16 protein-coding genes are annotated in these 13,409 nt (G+C 60.6%); 12 read left to right on the top strand and 4 right to left on the bottom strand.

All coding sequences use genetic code 11. The features are described 5' to 3' along the window. The first annotated feature begins 104 nt into the window (after window positions 1-104). The 12 genes from JMF94_RS02635 (at window position 105) to JMF94_RS02585 (ending at window position 8,976) form a co-directional block, all read left to right on the top strand. On the top strand, window positions 105-905 hold the full coding sequence (locus JMF94_RS02635; RefSeq protein ID WP_240823638.1) for an AzlC family ABC transporter permease: 801 nt from the start codon (window positions 105-107) through the stop codon (window positions 903-905). Continuing rightward, the gene (locus tag JMF94_RS02630; protein ID WP_240823637.1) at window positions 902-1,252 is read left to right on the top strand and encodes an AzlD domain-containing protein; all 351 of its coding nucleotides are present in this window, start codon (window positions 902-904) and stop codon (window positions 1,250-1,252) included. The genes JMF94_RS02635 and JMF94_RS02630 overlap by 4 nt, the downstream gene beginning before the upstream one ends. Continuing rightward, window positions 1,252-1,560, top strand: a complete 309-nt coding sequence (locus JMF94_RS02625) for a DUF4911 domain-containing protein (protein ID WP_240823636.1) — start codon at window positions 1,252-1,254, stop codon at window positions 1,558-1,560. The genes JMF94_RS02630 and JMF94_RS02625 overlap by 1 nt, the downstream gene beginning before the upstream one ends. Window positions 1,561-1,756: 196 nt before the next feature. After that, the gene (gene pyrH / locus JMF94_RS02620) at window positions 1,757-2,470 is read left to right on the top strand and encodes a UMP kinase (protein ID WP_022657672.1); all 714 of its coding nucleotides are present in this window, start codon (window positions 1,757-1,759) and stop codon (window positions 2,468-2,470) included. A gap of 20 nt (window positions 2,471-2,490) precedes the next feature. Beyond that, the gene (gene frr / locus JMF94_RS02615; protein WP_192112231.1) at window positions 2,491-3,051 is read left to right on the top strand and encodes a ribosome recycling factor; all 561 of its coding nucleotides are present in this window, start codon (window positions 2,491-2,493) and stop codon (window positions 3,049-3,051) included. Between the two features lie 3 nt (window positions 3,052-3,054). Beyond that, window positions 3,055-3,183 carry a hypothetical protein gene (locus JMF94_RS15045; protein ID WP_276612806.1) on the top strand — a complete coding sequence of 43 codons (129 nt, stop codon included), beginning with the start codon at window positions 3,055-3,057 and terminating at the stop codon, window positions 3,181-3,183. After that, on the top strand, window positions 3,180-3,902 hold the full coding sequence (locus tag JMF94_RS02610) for an isoprenyl transferase (protein ID WP_240823635.1): 723 nt from the start codon (window positions 3,180-3,182) through the stop codon (window positions 3,900-3,902). Before JMF94_RS15045 ends, JMF94_RS02610 begins: the two co-directional genes overlap by 4 nt. Beyond that, on the top strand, window positions 3,892-4,707 hold the full coding sequence (locus JMF94_RS02605; protein WP_240823634.1) for a phosphatidate cytidylyltransferase: 816 nt from the start codon (window positions 3,892-3,894) through the stop codon (window positions 4,705-4,707). The genes JMF94_RS02610 and JMF94_RS02605 overlap by 11 nt, the downstream gene beginning before the upstream one ends. 204 nt (window positions 4,708-4,911) lie before the next feature. Then, a complete protein-coding gene (gene dxr, locus JMF94_RS02600) occupies window positions 4,912-6,240 on the top strand; it encodes a 1-deoxy-D-xylulose-5-phosphate reductoisomerase (RefSeq protein ID WP_240823679.1) in 1,329 nt (442 codons plus the stop codon). After that, on the top strand, window positions 6,234-7,388 hold the full coding sequence (rseP, locus tag JMF94_RS02595; protein ID WP_215646681.1) for an RIP metalloprotease RseP: 1,155 nt from the start codon (window positions 6,234-6,236) through the stop codon (window positions 7,386-7,388). The genes dxr and rseP overlap by 7 nt, the downstream gene beginning before the upstream one ends. Beyond that, complete coding sequence (tsaB, locus tag JMF94_RS02590; RefSeq protein ID WP_240823633.1) at window positions 7,388-8,245, top strand: tRNA (adenosine(37)-N6)-threonylcarbamoyltransferase complex dimerization subunit type 1 TsaB; 858 nt, start codon at window positions 7,388-7,390, stop codon at window positions 8,243-8,245. The genes rseP and tsaB overlap by 1 nt, the downstream gene beginning before the upstream one ends. 113 nt (window positions 8,246-8,358) lie before the next feature. Continuing rightward, window positions 8,359-8,976 carry a nitroreductase family protein gene (locus JMF94_RS02585; protein ID WP_240823632.1) on the top strand — a complete coding sequence of 206 codons (618 nt, stop codon included), beginning with the start codon at window positions 8,359-8,361 and terminating at the stop codon, window positions 8,974-8,976. Window positions 8,977-9,078: 102 nt separating this feature from the next. Here the strand turns inward: JMF94_RS02585 and JMF94_RS02580 are convergent, their stop codons facing one another. The 4 genes from JMF94_RS02580 to JMF94_RS02565 are packed head-to-tail and all read right to left on the bottom strand — an operon-like array spanning window position 9,079 to window position 13,199. Beyond that, window positions 9,079-9,921 (bottom strand): histidinol-phosphatase, encoded by an 843-nt coding sequence (locus JMF94_RS02580; protein ID WP_240823631.1) that lies wholly within the window; start codon window positions 9,919-9,921, stop codon window positions 9,079-9,081. A gap of 25 nt (window positions 9,922-9,946) precedes the next feature. After that, window positions 9,947-10,873, bottom strand: a complete 927-nt coding sequence (locus JMF94_RS02575) for a bifunctional riboflavin kinase/FAD synthetase (protein ID WP_240823630.1) — start codon at window positions 10,871-10,873, stop codon at window positions 9,947-9,949. Window positions 10,874-10,914: 41 nt separating this feature from the next. Further along, a complete protein-coding gene (locus JMF94_RS02570; RefSeq protein WP_240823629.1) occupies window positions 10,915-11,412 on the bottom strand; it encodes a hypothetical protein in 498 nt (165 codons plus the stop codon). 41 nt (window positions 11,413-11,453) lie between these two features. Further along, on the bottom strand, window positions 11,454-13,199 hold the full coding sequence (locus JMF94_RS02565) for a DEAD/DEAH box helicase (protein ID WP_240823628.1): 1,746 nt from the start codon (window positions 13,197-13,199) through the stop codon (window positions 11,454-11,456). Between the last annotated feature and the right edge of the window lie 210 nt (window positions 13,200-13,409).

The following is a 13,409-nucleotide window of genomic DNA, read 5'->3' as shown; positions in this document are numbered from 1 at the left end:
GCCCCCCCGCCAGCCGCCGGACCTGGAACCAATACCCGGCTCCGGCTTGCCAGCCAGGGCCAAAGGGCGTAGCCTCATTGTCTTACTTTTATCGAGGTTATGACATGTCCGGCATATCTTCCGCTTCCCCCCTGGCGGAGGGCCTGCGGCGCGCACTGCCCATTGTGCTGGGCTACCTGCCCGTAGGCTTCGCTTTTGGGGTTCTTGCCGTCAAGAACAACATCCCGCCCTCCTTGGCTGTCGCCATGTCCGTGCTCATGTTTTCCGGCTCCGGCCAGTTCGTGTTCGCGGGCATGTGGGGCGCTGGCGCAAGCGCGCTCTCCATTATGGCGGCGGTCTTTATTGTAAACCTGCGCTATCTGCTGCAATCCGCCGCAGAATCCCCATGGCTGGCGGGCCTGCCGCGCGGGCAACGCTTTCTGCTGGGCCTCGGCCTTACGGACGAGACCTTTGCCGTCCATGTCACGGCTTTTCAGAACGGCTGGCAGCGAAGCCTCACCACACTCTTTGTCTGCAACCAGACCGCGCAACTGGGATGGGTTTCCGGTGCCGCCATTGGCGCGTTCTGCGGCGAGCTTGTGAGCGATGTTAAGCCGCTGGGCCTTGATTATGCCCTCACCGCCATGTTTCTGGCCCTGCTGGTGCCACAGTGCGTCAGCCGCCTGCACGTGCTGGTGGCACTCTTTACCACCACGCTCTCCATCAGCCTCAAGGCTGCGGGCATGACTCAGTGGAACATTGCCGTTGCCACGGTGCTGGGCGCAAGCCTTGGCACATGGCTGCTGGTGCGCAAGGCGCAGCACGAGGGCACGCCCATTGACCTTGCCGACCAGCAAAACAAGGATGCAGACAGCCGCACTATCAGCAACATGGCGACGCCACGCACAGAGGAGGCCGAATCATGAACGAAAGTGGATGGTTCAGCACCCATGCGGCCCTGATGCTCTGCCTTCTTGGCAGTGTTCTGGTTACGGTTCTGCCAAAAATCCTGCCTGTCACCTTTTTGAAGGGCGACAGCCTGCCGCCGCTGCTGCGGCACTGGCTGTCCTTTGTGCCCGTCGCCGTCATGGCTGCCCTGGTGGGGCCGGACGTGTTTTTTTACGAAGGGCATTTCAACGCCGGGCCTTCCAACCTGTTTCTGATGGTGGCCCTGCCCTCTCTGCTGGTCGCGTGGTGGTCAAAGAACTATTTTCTCACCATTGCCTTTGGCCTCGGGCTGGTGATTCTGGCCCGCTGGGCCGGGTTGTACTAATGCCGCGCGCACGAGGTTCCGCTTCCGGTCCACCTTCGCTGCGCGAAAGGCGCAAGCCAGCTCCCTCACTGCCGCCGCCAACGCGCAGCGCCAGCCTTTTGGTGCGCATTACGCCGGAGCATACGGGGCTGTTCCGCTTTTTGCTCGAAGCCTATGAGCACATCGCCTATTTTACCGTGCTTGAAAACAAGACAGCCCTGCTGCGGGTTATCTTTTCACCTCACAGAGAGCGAGAAGCGCGCGAGGCTCTGGCCCAGATGGCCCAAAGCCTGCCCTTCACTGTGGAGGAATGGCCCAAGCAGGCGTAGTCGCCGCTCCCAGACTGCGCCAGTGGAGTCTGCGCAGAGCGGCCCAGGCCCTGCCGGGACTGCTGATGCAAAAACACTTTGAGCTGCGCGCAAATTCTGTTACGATTCTTTCGTTTTGGGGCAGGGCCAAAAGCCCAGCCCTTTTCCTGCGTCCGGCGAAAGCCCGCAACACCTCAGCCTTTACCAAGGCGGACTCATGCCCACACTGAAATACAAGCGCGTGCTGCTCAAGCTGAGCGGCGAGGCCCTGGCCGGAGAAAACAAGACCGGCATTGACCCGGAAACCGTAGCCACCATCTGCCGTGAAATCGGCACTGTGCTCGAAATGGGCGTGGAAATGGCCCTTGTGATTGGCGGGGGCAATATTTTTCGCGGGCTTTCCGGCTCGGCCAAGGGCATGGAACGTTCGTCCGCCGACTACATGGGCATGCTGGCCACTGTGCTCAACGCGCTGGCCGTGCAGGACATGCTGGAAAAGCTGGGCTACCCCACGCGCGTGCTTTCGGCCATCACCATGCAGGAAGTGTGCGAACCCTTCATCCGCCGCCGCGCCCTGCGCCACATGGAAAAGGGCCGCGTGGTCATCTGCGCCGCAGGCACCGGCAACCCATACTTCACCACCGACACCACCGCCGCCCTGCGCGGCATGGAACTGAAGTGCGACGCCATCATCAAGGCAACCAAGGTTGACGGCATCTACGACAAAGACCCCAACAAATATTCCGATGCCGTCAAGTACGACAGCATCACCTATGACGAAACACTGGCGCGCCATCTGGGCGTCATGGACGCCACGGCCTTTGCCCTTGTGCGCGATAACAACGTGCCCATCATCGTGTGCCGCATGTTTGGCGGCGACATCTGCCGCGCCGTCACCGGCGAATCCGTAGGCACCATCGTTCAGAACTGAGCCCCCCAAGGAGAATACTGATGGATATAGACAGCATCCTTCTGGACGCCGAAGACCGTATGGAAAAGGCCATTGCCGCGCAGGAACGCGATTTTTCCAAGCTGCGCACGGGCCGCGCCTCCACCGCCCTGGTGGACGGCATCAAGGGCGACTACTACGGCACCCCCACGCCCATCAGCCAGATGGCCTCCGTTGCCGTGCCCGACAGCCGCACCGTGACTATCCAGCCCTGGGACAAGGGCGGAATTTCGGTGATTGAAAAGGCCATTCTGAAGTCTGATCTGGGCCTTACGCCCATCAATGACGGCAAGGTTATCCGCATCATGATACCGCCGTTGACCGAAGACCGCCGCAAGGATCTGGTCAAAGTGGCCCGCAAATACACCGAGGACGCCAAGGTGGCAGTGCGCAACGTGCGCCGCGACGCCAACGACAGCCTGAAAAAGCTGGAAAAAGACAAGGCCATCAGCGAAGACGAACAGAAGAAGGCTTCTGAAGACGTACAAAAGCTGACGGACAAGTTTGTGGCTGATGCCGACAAAAAGTGCGCGGCCAAAGAAAAGGAAATCATGGAAATCTAGCCCATGGCGGATTTTCCGCCCGGGTTGCGCGCGCCCCGCAAGCACATTGCGGGGCGCGGCTTTGCCGCCGCAGACAAGGCCGCAGACCATTCCGCAGACCCGCAGGACTTTTCACCACAGGCTTTTGCATGACGGATCATCCAGACAAACTGCCCACACACCTCGCCATCATCATGGACGGCAATGGCCGCTGGGCTCAGGCGCGCGGGTTGCCCCGCGAAGCAGGCCACCGCGCTGGCGCGGAAACCGTGCGCAACATTGTGACTGAATGCCGGTCTCTGGGCATACGCCACCTCACGCTCTACACCTTTTCCAGCGAAAACTGGAACCGCCCAAAGACAGAAATCAGCGCCCTTTTCAGTCTGCTGATGGAATTTCTGAGCCGCGAGGTGCCGCGCATGGTCGAACAGGGTATTTCCATGCGCGTTCTGGGCGACCTTGACTCCATGCCCCTTGCCCAGCGCACGGCCCTACGCCATGCCATCAAACGCACCGAGGGCGGTAAGGACATGGTTCTGAATCTTGCCCTCAATTATGGCGGCAGGGGCGAAATTGTGCGCGCCATGCAAACCATGCTGCGCGAAGGTCTGCGCCCTGAAGACGTGACCGAACAGACCGTTGCCGATCATTTGTACACTGCGGGGCAACCGGACCCTGACCTGCTTATCCGCACAAGCGGCGAGCAGAGGCTGAGCAATTATCTGCTCTACCAATGCGCCTACAGCGAGCTGTATTTCACGCCCGTGCCATGGCCGGACTTCGACGCCACGCAGCTCCGCATGGCCCTTGACGCCTATGCTGCCCGTTCGCGCCGCTTCGGCAAAACACAGGAGCAAATTGATGCCCATTGATCCTTCAACGCAATCCATCGATATTCGCCGTATTTTCACAGGCCTTGCCCTTGCCGCTGTCTTGCTGCTGGCACTCTGGCTCAGGGGCCTGCCCTTGCTGTTTGTCATTTTGCTGGTATGCGCCCTCGGCCTGTGGGAGTTCTACTCCCTGTTCTGGGGTTCCAGCCGTGTGCCCAGCCGCATTTGCGCCATCGTGCTTGGCTGGTGCATGATCTGCCTCACATGGCTGCACAGACCGCAAGATGCTCTGGTCTGCCTCGGCGCAGGCTTTGTGCTGGCGTCCATGAGTTTTCTTTTCCGGTGGGATGTTGTTGAAGACGACAATGCCTTTGCCTCCAGCGGCATCTTTATGGCGGGGCTGGCCTATGTGCCCCTGCTGCTGCTCCCGGCGACCTATCTTTCCACCACCAAACTCATCTTTGTTATTGCGGCGGTGGCCATTTCCGACACCACCGCCTACTTTGTGGGCACACGCTTTGGGCACCACAAACTGTGGCCCCGCGTCAGCCCCAAGAAAAGCTCGGAAGGCGCGGTGGGCAGCCTTGTTGGCTGCGTGATCTTTTGCGCCATTTACGGCGAAATATACGGCAAGACCGGCTGGTTCTCCTTTGCTCTGCTGGGCATTGCGATCAACGCCTTCGCCCAGTTGGGCGACCTCTTTGAATCCGCCCTCAAGCGTTCGGTAAACATCAAGGATTCCGGCAATCTGCTGCCAGGGCACGGCGGTATCCTCGACAGAGCCGACAGCCTGCTGTTTGCCATGCCCATGGTGGCCGTTGTTGACCAGTGGTTTTTCTTCTTTTAGGGCCTGTTGGCACTATGACTCTTTTGCCCCCTGCTTGCGGCGGGGGGCGAAGATTCTCATCGTGTTAATGTCCCTTAGAGCCTCTTTATTTTGAAATCCTCGGTTATCCCCCACCGGGGAGCTTGAATTTTTTGCCGCAGTACCAATCTTATGCGCACACGCGCCGCGAGCACCTGCGCGCGCCCATTAAAGGACAACCTCACCATGGCGCAACTCTGGCCCGGCCTGGGCGGCCCTTCCATCAATTACATTTCTGACGCCCCCGGTGAAAGCTGGCAGCAAACTTGGCCGCGTAGTCTGGTACTTCTGGGTTCCACAGGCTCCATAGGGCGCAGCACGCTGGAAGTTGCCGCAGCGCACCCGCAGGCCTTCCGCATGGTGGGTTTCGCCTGCGCCCGCAACGTGCAGCGTCTTGCGGAACAGGCCCTCACATGGCGGCCGCCACATCTGGCTGTGCTTGACGAGGAATCCGCAACCAAACTGCGCGCGCTGCTGCCTGCGGACTACCGCCCCCGTATTCTTGTGGGGAGCGAGGGGTACGCGGAGCTGGCCTCCCTGCCCGAGGCTTCCACCGTGCTTTCCGCACAGGTGGGCGCTGCGGGACTTGCCGGAACGCTGGCGGCGGCTCTGGCAGGAAAGATCATCTGCCTTGCCAACAAGGAATCCCTGGTGCTGGCTGGCGACCTTGTGCGCCGCGTGTGCGCCCGCACAGGGGCCGTGGTGCTGCCCGTGGATTCCGAACACAATGCCATTTTTCAGTGTCTTGCCGGGCGCGGGCAGGAAGTGGAACGGCTCATTCTCACAGCCTCCGGCGGGCCGTTTCGCGGCTGGACACTCGAGGCCCTGAGCGCCGTTACGCCAGAGCAGGCCCTCAAGCACCCCAACTGGAGCATGGGAGCCAAAATCACCATTGATTCGGCCACGCTCATGAACAAGGGGCTGGAGGTCATTGAGGCTTTTCACCTCTACGGCGTGCCTGCCGAACGCATCAAGGTGCTGGTGCATCCGCAGTCCGTGGTGCATTCGCTTGTGGAATTTCACGATGGCAGCCAGCTTGCCCAGCTCGGCACGCCAGACATGCGCATGGCCATTGCGGCCTGCCTGCTCTGGCCGCGCTGCATGCCGGTGAACGTACCGCCGCTTGACCTTACGGCAAAGCCGCTTACCTTTCATGAACCGGACGAAAGCGCTTTTCCCTGTCTTGGACTGGCCAAGCAGGTGCTGGAAAACCGTGGCGGACGTTGCGTAGTGCTCAACGCCGCCAACGAGGCCGCAGTGGATCTTTTCCTTACAGGCCGCTGCGCGTTTATGGACATCCCCCGGCTGATAGCCGCCGCACTGGAGGCGCACGGCGCTTCCAACCCCGGCCATCAGCCTTTATGCGCGCCTCTTGAAGGTGCCGCTTCCGCAGCAGACAGCGAAGCCGCACTGACAATGGAGGCGCATACACTGGCGGAGCGCATGCAGCGTCTTGACTGCCAGAGCCGCGAGCTGGTCTACGGGCTGGCCCGTGACGGAGGTTCCTTGTGCTGACAACAATTATTGCAGTCGTGGTCGTTCTTGGCGGCCTGATTTTTTTCCACGAACTGGGGCACTTTGCCGTGGCGCGTGGCCTTGGCATGGGCGTTTCCACGTTCTCCCTGGGCTTTGGCCCCAAGATTCTCAAATACCGCAAGGGCAAGACGGAATACGCCCTGTCGCTGGTGCCGCTTGGCGGCTATGTGGCCCTGGTGGGCGAAAGCGACCCCAAGGACATTCCCGAAGGCTTTACTGAAAAAGAAAGCTTTGCCCTGCGCCCCGCATGGCAGCGCCTGCTTGTGGTTGCCGCTGGCCCCGCCGCAAATATCATTCTGGCGTGGCTGCTCTGCTGGACCCTGGCCCTTGGCTGGGGAACCCCTGTGCTGCTGCCTCAGGTTGGCGGCGTTGTGCAGAACGGCCCTGCGGACAAGGCGGGCATTCAGCCAGGTGATACCATCGTAAGTATCAACGGCGCTGCCGTTGCCAACTGGCAGGCCATGGCCGACGCCATTACGCAGAGCAACGGCAAAACGCTTGCCGTCACACTTTCACGCCCGGACATGGCCCCCCAGGCTGACGATCAAACACGCACGGATGAAGCCGCACAGCCCGAGCAAGGCATGATCATCAGCGTGGAACTCACGCCTGAACGGTCCATCCGTAAGACCATCTTTGGCGAAGAAGAAAGCGCATGGCTTATCGGCATTCGTAACTCCGGGGCTGTGCGGCTTGTGCAGCACGGCTTTGCCGATGCGGCCATTGCCGGAGCGGGCCAGACCGCAGACATGGTTTCGCTCACGTGGCAGAGCTTTGTAAAACTGGCCGAGCGCGTGGTGCCTCTGGATCAGGTGGGCGGCCCCATCATGATTATGCAGATGGTTGGCAAGCAGGCCCATGAAGGCCTTGCCGGGCTTCTGGCGCTGGCGGCGCTCATCAGCATCAACCTTGGCATCCTGAACCTGCTGCCTATCCCCGTGCTGGATGGCGGACAGATTGTATTTTGCCTGTGGGAAATAATTTTCCGCCGTCCGCTCAACGCCCGGTTGCAGGATTACGCCATGCGCGCGGGCATTGCCCTGCTGGTGGCTCTCATGCTGCTGGCCACCTATAACGACTTGTGGCGCATCCTCAAGAATACCGGCTGGTTCGGGAGCGGCTCATAATGCAGAACGGCACCGGGCTTGAGCTTATTCTCAATGCCGCAGAAGGCGCGCTCCAGATCATTGTCACCGAAGACGAGCGGCTGATCTGCGTGCAGGAATGGCACAAGGCCGACAGGGCCACGGAAATCCTGGCTCCGGCCCTGGCAGAGATTTGCAGCAGCCTTGGCATCAAACCCGCCGACTTCCGGCGCATTGCCTGCGTGCGCGGGCCGGGTTCCTTTACGGGCATACGGCTGGTGCTGACCACCGCCGCAGCCCTGCGCCGCGTGGGACAGGCCCGCTTGGCGGGGTTGGACTACATGCAGGCTCTGGCCACCAGCGCCGTGCTCCAGCACAATCTGTTTTACGGCACCCCCGTATGGGTGCTCACCCACGCCCGCCGCAACCTTGTGCACTGCCAGCCCTTCATGTCGTATGGGCCGCAGATTCCCGCCCAGCCAACGCAGGTTGTTGATCTCTGCGCGCCGCAGGAGGCCCTGCGCCGTATTGAGACCGCACAGGGAGCGCCCCTGCCGGACGGCACAGACAAACACCGCCGCACGCACATTTGCGGCAGCGGCCTTGCCCGCAATGCAGATGTATTTACGGCTCTGGAAGGCATGCGCATGGTTCCCGTAGGAGAGGAAAGCGACTCGCCATTTGCCATGCCCCGGCTGGTCTTCCCGGATACGGCTTCACTGTGTCTGCTGGCCCGTCACGGCGATTATTTCGACGCAGATGTGGAGCCGCTCTATGTTCGGCCCTGCGATGCCGTTGAAAATCTCCCCCAACTGGCTCCGCGCATGGGCATGACTGGCGAATACGCGGTTGCCGCGCTCGACACCATGCTGGAACGTTCCCCTACAAGCGAAATCTGACCATTCTGCTGTAACGGACTGCTCGACCATACACGTTTGCAAAACTGTAAACTTACCTGGATTTCATAGCAAACCGCTACTGGTACAAGCCCAACCACCACACGGAGAACCCCATGATCCGTACCATCAGACACTCACTTTCCCTATTGCTGTCATTGGCGGCTCTTGCGCTTATCCCCGCCGCTCCCGCAGCTGTGAACGCTGCGGACAGCACCGCCCGCATGGAGCTGCCCGCACCCAATAAAACCGGCGGCATGCCCCTGATGCTGGCTCTGGCCCAGCGTCGTTCCATCAAAACGGGCTTCAGCGGAGCAGCGCTTTCATCCCAACAGTTGAGCGATCTGCTGTGGGCGACTTGGGGCGTCAACCGCGAAGGCGGACGCAGAACAGCGCCCACGGCCATGAATCGGCAGGATGTGCGTTTGTACGTAGCCCTTGAAAACGGCGTGTGGCTCTATGAGCCTGAGCACGTACTCGTCAAGGTGCTGGATGGCGACTGGCGCGCCCAGATGGGCGGCGGCTCGCTCACCCTGCTCTACGCCGTACCACAGGGCAACGAATGGGGTGGGGCGCATGTGGGCTCCCTATATCAGAATGCCGGGCTGTTCTGTGCCTCCGCAGGGCTGGGCAACTTCGTACATGTTTCAGGCCTGCACGCGCTGGACGGCAAAATTTCCCTGCCTGAAGGCTGGAAAATCTTTATCATCCAGACGGTGGGCCTGCTGAAATAAGGCTTTGCCGAACGTAAAGGCGAATCCCCGCTCTTCATGCGAAGAACGGGGATTTTTCATGTCTTGCACACTCGGAGGAGTGAGCAAAAGGGGCCAATAAAACTAGAACGTCAGTTCCCTGCGCTCGCGGGCCACGCAGATACGGCTGCGCGTAAATCCAAAGGATGCGGCATAGGCCGCCAGTTCCGTAAAATGCGAGCCAGTATCTTCCATACTGTGCGCGTCAGAACCAAAGCTGATGCGCAGGCCCAGATCCGCCGCCAAGCGCATGATGACCGGGCCGGGGTAGGGTTCGTGGAAGGGTTTGCGCAAGCCAGCCGAAGAAACTTCCATGGCTGTATCTGTGACGCGCATGGCTTCAAGTACGGCGGCTATGCGGTCTGTGCTGCCGGGCTGGGCCAGCCATGCCTGAAAATCATCAAAGCAGCACACCTTGATGAAATCCGGGTGGGCCACCACATCCACCATGCCGCTGGCAGCCAGCCCCCTCATGGCATCATAATAGGCATTGTAGCGCGCAAAGCGCTCTTGGGGCTCCACTTCCGGCCCCCAACTGCGGGGAGAGCCTACAGGCACGTCGTCCACAAAATGCAGCCCGCCGATGATGTAGTCAAAGGTATAGCGGCTGACCATATCGCACATCCAGGGAGTGTTGACCGGCAGCCAGTCAAGCTCCATGCCCAACAGCACACGTGGTTGGACATGCGGGCCGGATCTGGGGCTGGATGTCTGCTCTCTCAAGGCCAGCACTTCGTCGGCATAGGCAGGGAAGGTCACGGCGAGGTCGCCCTTGTACAAGGGGCAGGAATAACCGGGCGGCAGGGGGGAATGCTCTGAAAAACCGTACCAGACCAAATTGCGCGCCTGTGCGGCAGCAAACATTTCGCCCACTGTGGCTAGGCCGTGCGAAGCAACGGTATGATTATGCATGTCGGCGCAGATCATGGTTTCTCCAGCCGCCCCCGGCCCCCTAAAAAGCAGCCTGTGCAAGCAGGGAACGGGCGTCCTTCACGTCCTGGGCAATGCGCTGCTTGAGGGCGTCCACCGAGGCAAAGCGTTCTTCACCACGCACACGGCCCACAAACTCCAGGCGCATCATCTGGCCATAAAGGTTTTTGCCGTCTTCCAGCAAAAAAGTTTCAACACCAAGCTCGTTGTCGCCAAAGGTGGGTTTGCGGCCCACACAGGTCACTGCGGGCCATGCGTGGCCCTCCAGAGTGGCGCGGGTGGCGTACACGCCTTCCACAGGAAGCACCACTTCGGGCTTGCGCTGGTTGGCGGTGGGAAAGCCCAGCCCAGCCCCGCGTCCATCGCCGTGCACCACTTCGCCGCTGAAACCGTGAAAACGCCCAAGCAGGCGCGCGGCCCTCGCCACATCACCCTGGCCGATAAGCCCGCGCAGTGATGTAGAGCTGACAACCGTACCTTCTACCAGCACGGGTTCAAGCTGCTCCACGGTAAAGCCAGTCAGTGCGCCAAGCTCGCGCAGCACGGTGACCTGCCCCCCACGGTTGCGGCCCAGCGTAAAATCGTAGCCCACCACAAGGCGGCGCAGATGCATGGGTTCAAGAATGGTCTGCACAAATGTTCCGGCATCCAGCGAGGCCAGCTCTCGCGTAAAGGGCAGCTCGAGCACAAAGGGAACACCCAATGCTTCAAGCAGGGCGAACCTGTCTTCACGCGTGGTGAGGGGCATGTGCCCGCGCTCGGGAAAGAGCACCTGGCGGGGATGAGGCCAGAAGGTCATGACCACAGGGGTCAGGCATTCCTGCGCAGCAACCTCAAGGGTGCGGCGGATAAGAGCCTGATGCCCAAGATGGACGCCGTCAAAATTACCGATGGTGACGGCTGAACCCCCGAGGGCGCCCAGCGCGTCAACTGAATGAACGATTTTCATTAGATATGCCGATTCCCGAACAGATAGCGCACGCCCGGCGGCTAGATGAGCCGGTCGAAAACGAGTTTGTAAATCTTGCGGATATGCAGCACCAGTTTGAGATTGATGCTCTTGGCCTGACCGGGATCCTGCGTGGAAAAGGAGCACAGGTGCCGGGCAACTTCGCTGAAGTCGCCATCGCCCCGTGGCTCAAGCATGGCCCAGTATTCATTGGCCCGCTGCACAATATGACTGCTGTGCTTGTCCTTGTGCGCCCGCACGTATTCCTGCTGAAAAAGCTCAAACATGCGCGGAGCATCAACAGGAAAAGACCGCGCCAACGCCAGTCTCCACAGGGCCATGTAAAGCCCCATGAGTTCCGACTGCATCTGTCGGCGACGCATAAACTGCATGCGCTTGATGCCCAGCAGTTCAAGCTCAAGGGTAAAATCGGCATCGGCCAGCAATGCCTTGAAATTCTCCAAAGCCGCGCGTGCGGCTTCAGTCGGGGCACCGTCTGTCGATGCCTCCTGCGTGGTGAGATCGTCACTGTTCTGCATGGCTGTCACACTTAGCTGTTTGCTCGAATATCCCAAAATGCCTAGTCTCCGCCCTCGCGGGGCGAACCCTGGCCCTGCCCGTCGGCAGATTGCCCTGCAGTACCCTCGGTTGCATTGCCGTCACGACGTCGCGAGGAACGGCGACGGCGTTTGCCGGAATGCGAAGATTTACCCTCGCCAGCGCCGGAATCAGAACCGGAATCCGGGGCTGATCCCCTGCTCTGCCCTTCAGAGACAGCGGGGCTGGCTTCCACAGCTTCCGCGCTGCGGCCACCGGACGGCTTTGCCCGCCCACCGCGTGAACGGCCCGGCTTTGCCTGACGCGACTGACGCTGCTGACCCTCGGCGGCTCGAGGCCGCCCATCGGGAAAACGCGTTTCGCGCAGGCTTTCCTGATGGCAGGCATCCAGCAGCATGGCCAGAAGCAGCACGTTGTCTTCTTCATCGCTCTGCGTAGCCAGATCGCGCGCAAGCTGGGCATAGCGCCCAACGCGCATGCGTTCAAGCCCGGTCAGATTGCGGAACCGCCCTTCAAGAATGGCGGTCAGTCTGGCCCCGGCTACCCGGGCCACGTCTTCGTCCGAAGGCAGGGGCAGGGGCAGTATGCCGATCTTGTAGTGCTTGGCGATACGGTCAAGCTCCATGCGCTGCATCACGTCCACCAGCGAAATGACCGTACCGGCGGCACCCGCGCGGCCTGTGCGACCTGCGCGATGGATGTAGCTTTCGTGATCTTCCGGCGGCTCATAGAGAAAAACGTGTGAGAGCTGCGCAATGTCAATGCCGCGCGCCGCGACATCGGTAGCCACAAGATATTGCAGCTTGCCCTCGCGGATTTTTTCAAGCACGGCCTCGCGGCGCGACTGCGAGAGATCAGCGGAAAGCTCGTCGGCGCTGTAGCCAAAGCCCTGCAAAACGCCCGTCACATAGTGCACGTTGGACTTGGTATTGCAAAAAATAATGGCCGAGGCGGGGTTTTCCGTTTCCAGCAGACGCACGAGTGCGCGGTCTTTGTCCATGGGCTTCACCTCGCAAAAGAGGTGCTGCACTTCGGCCACGTGCACTTCTTTTTGCGAGAGGGAAAGCATGGCCGGTTCCGCCATGAATTCGCGCGCCAGCTTGAGCACATGGGGCGGATACGTGGCGGAGAACAGGCAGGTATGGATGCGCTTTTGCGGCAGATAGCTCTGGATTTCCTTCATGTCGGGATAAAACCCGATGGAAAGCATGCGGTCGGCCTCGTCAAAAACCAGAACGCGCAGGTCGCGCAGTTCCATGGTGCGGCGCAGCAAATGGTCAAGCACACGACCTGGCGTGCCCACAATAACCTGCGCGCCGTCGCGCAGGGCATCCATCTGCTTTTTATAGCCCACGCCGCCATAAACAGCGGCAGTACGGATGCCTGTTTCTGCAAAAATTACAGCGGCCTCGCGCTCAACCTGAACGGCGAGCTCGCGCGTGGGGGCCAGCACCAGGGCCTGCGGGGCCTTGAGGTCGGCAGAAATATGGGGAAGCATGGGCAAGAGGTAGCAGCCCGTCTTGCCGCTGCCGGTGCGGGACTGCACCATGATGTCGCGCCCGGCCAGCAGATAGGGCAAGGCCAGCGACTGCACAGGCATAAGGCTTTGCCAGCCGGCCCGGCGGCAGGCCGCGCTCACGGTTTCGGGCAATTCGTCAAGAGTCACCCTGGGCAGGGCATCATCGGGTTCGCTGACGGAAATGCCGTGCAACGCGGCGTCAGAAGCGGAATCCGCACAATCATTCACAGTGGAATCGTAATCGGCCATGTATTTTCCCGGCGGCACACCCGCCATAACTAAGAGTTTTGCTAACGTGCCAGCATGCCACACCCGGCATGGATTCGCAAGTTACGCCTTTTGCGGCAGACCATGCCGCCTCAGGAAAGCCGCGCTTGCGTCCTGCGGCTCTTGCAGGTAGATTTAACTGTTTGCGCGGAACAAACCGCGCCATCAGACACCGTATTTTGTCGGCACAAC

Source organism: Desulfovibrio sp. UIB00 (assembly GCF_022508225.1).
Lineage (GTDB): Bacteria > Desulfobacterota > Desulfovibrionia > Desulfovibrionales > Desulfovibrionaceae > Desulfovibrio.
Note: the sequence above shows the minus strand (reverse complement) of the source record. Positions and strands in the feature narration are given on the sequence as shown.

Excerpts from the sequence above, each read along its gene's own strand:
- JMF94_RS02570 (WP_240823629.1), bottom strand. The coding sequence starts at position 11,412 with ATGCAGAACAGTGACGATCTCACCACGCAGGAGGCATCGACAGACGGT.
- JMF94_RS02630 (WP_240823637.1), top strand. The coding sequence starts at position 902 with ATGAACGAAAGTGGATGGTTCAGCACCCATGCGGCCCTGATGCTCTGC.
- JMF94_RS02580 (WP_240823631.1), bottom strand. The coding sequence starts at position 9,921 with ATGATCTGCGCCGACATGCATAATCATACCGTTGCTTCGCACGGCCTA.
- JMF94_RS15045 (WP_276612806.1), top strand. The coding sequence starts at position 3,055 with ATGGCGGATTTTCCGCCCGGGTTGCGCGCGCCCCGCAAGCACATTGCG.
- JMF94_RS02635 (WP_240823638.1), top strand. The coding sequence starts at position 105 with ATGTCCGGCATATCTTCCGCTTCCCCCCTGGCGGAGGGCCTGCGGCGC.
- JMF94_RS02585 (WP_240823632.1), top strand. The coding sequence starts at position 8,359 with ATGATCCGTACCATCAGACACTCACTTTCCCTATTGCTGTCATTGGCG.
- frr (WP_192112231.1), top strand. The coding sequence starts at position 2,491 with ATGGATATAGACAGCATCCTTCTGGACGCCGAAGACCGTATGGAAAAG.
- JMF94_RS02605 (WP_240823634.1), top strand. The coding sequence starts at position 3,892 with ATGCCCATTGATCCTTCAACGCAATCCATCGATATTCGCCGTATTTTC.
- tsaB (WP_240823633.1), top strand. The coding sequence starts at position 7,388 with ATGCAGAACGGCACCGGGCTTGAGCTTATTCTCAATGCCGCAGAAGGC.
- JMF94_RS02625 (WP_240823636.1), top strand. The coding sequence starts at position 1,252 with ATGCCGCGCGCACGAGGTTCCGCTTCCGGTCCACCTTCGCTGCGCGAA.
- JMF94_RS02565 (WP_240823628.1), bottom strand. The coding sequence starts at position 13,199 with ATGGCCGATTACGATTCCACTGTGAATGATTGTGCGGATTCCGCTTCT.
- pyrH (WP_022657672.1), top strand. The coding sequence starts at position 1,757 with ATGCCCACACTGAAATACAAGCGCGTGCTGCTCAAGCTGAGCGGCGAG.
- JMF94_RS02575 (WP_240823630.1), bottom strand. The coding sequence starts at position 10,873 with ATGAAAATCGTTCATTCAGTTGACGCGCTGGGCGCCCTCGGGGGTTCA.
- JMF94_RS02610 (WP_240823635.1), top strand. The coding sequence starts at position 3,180 with ATGACGGATCATCCAGACAAACTGCCCACACACCTCGCCATCATCATG.
- dxr (WP_240823679.1), top strand. The coding sequence starts at position 4,912 with ATGGCGCAACTCTGGCCCGGCCTGGGCGGCCCTTCCATCAATTACATT.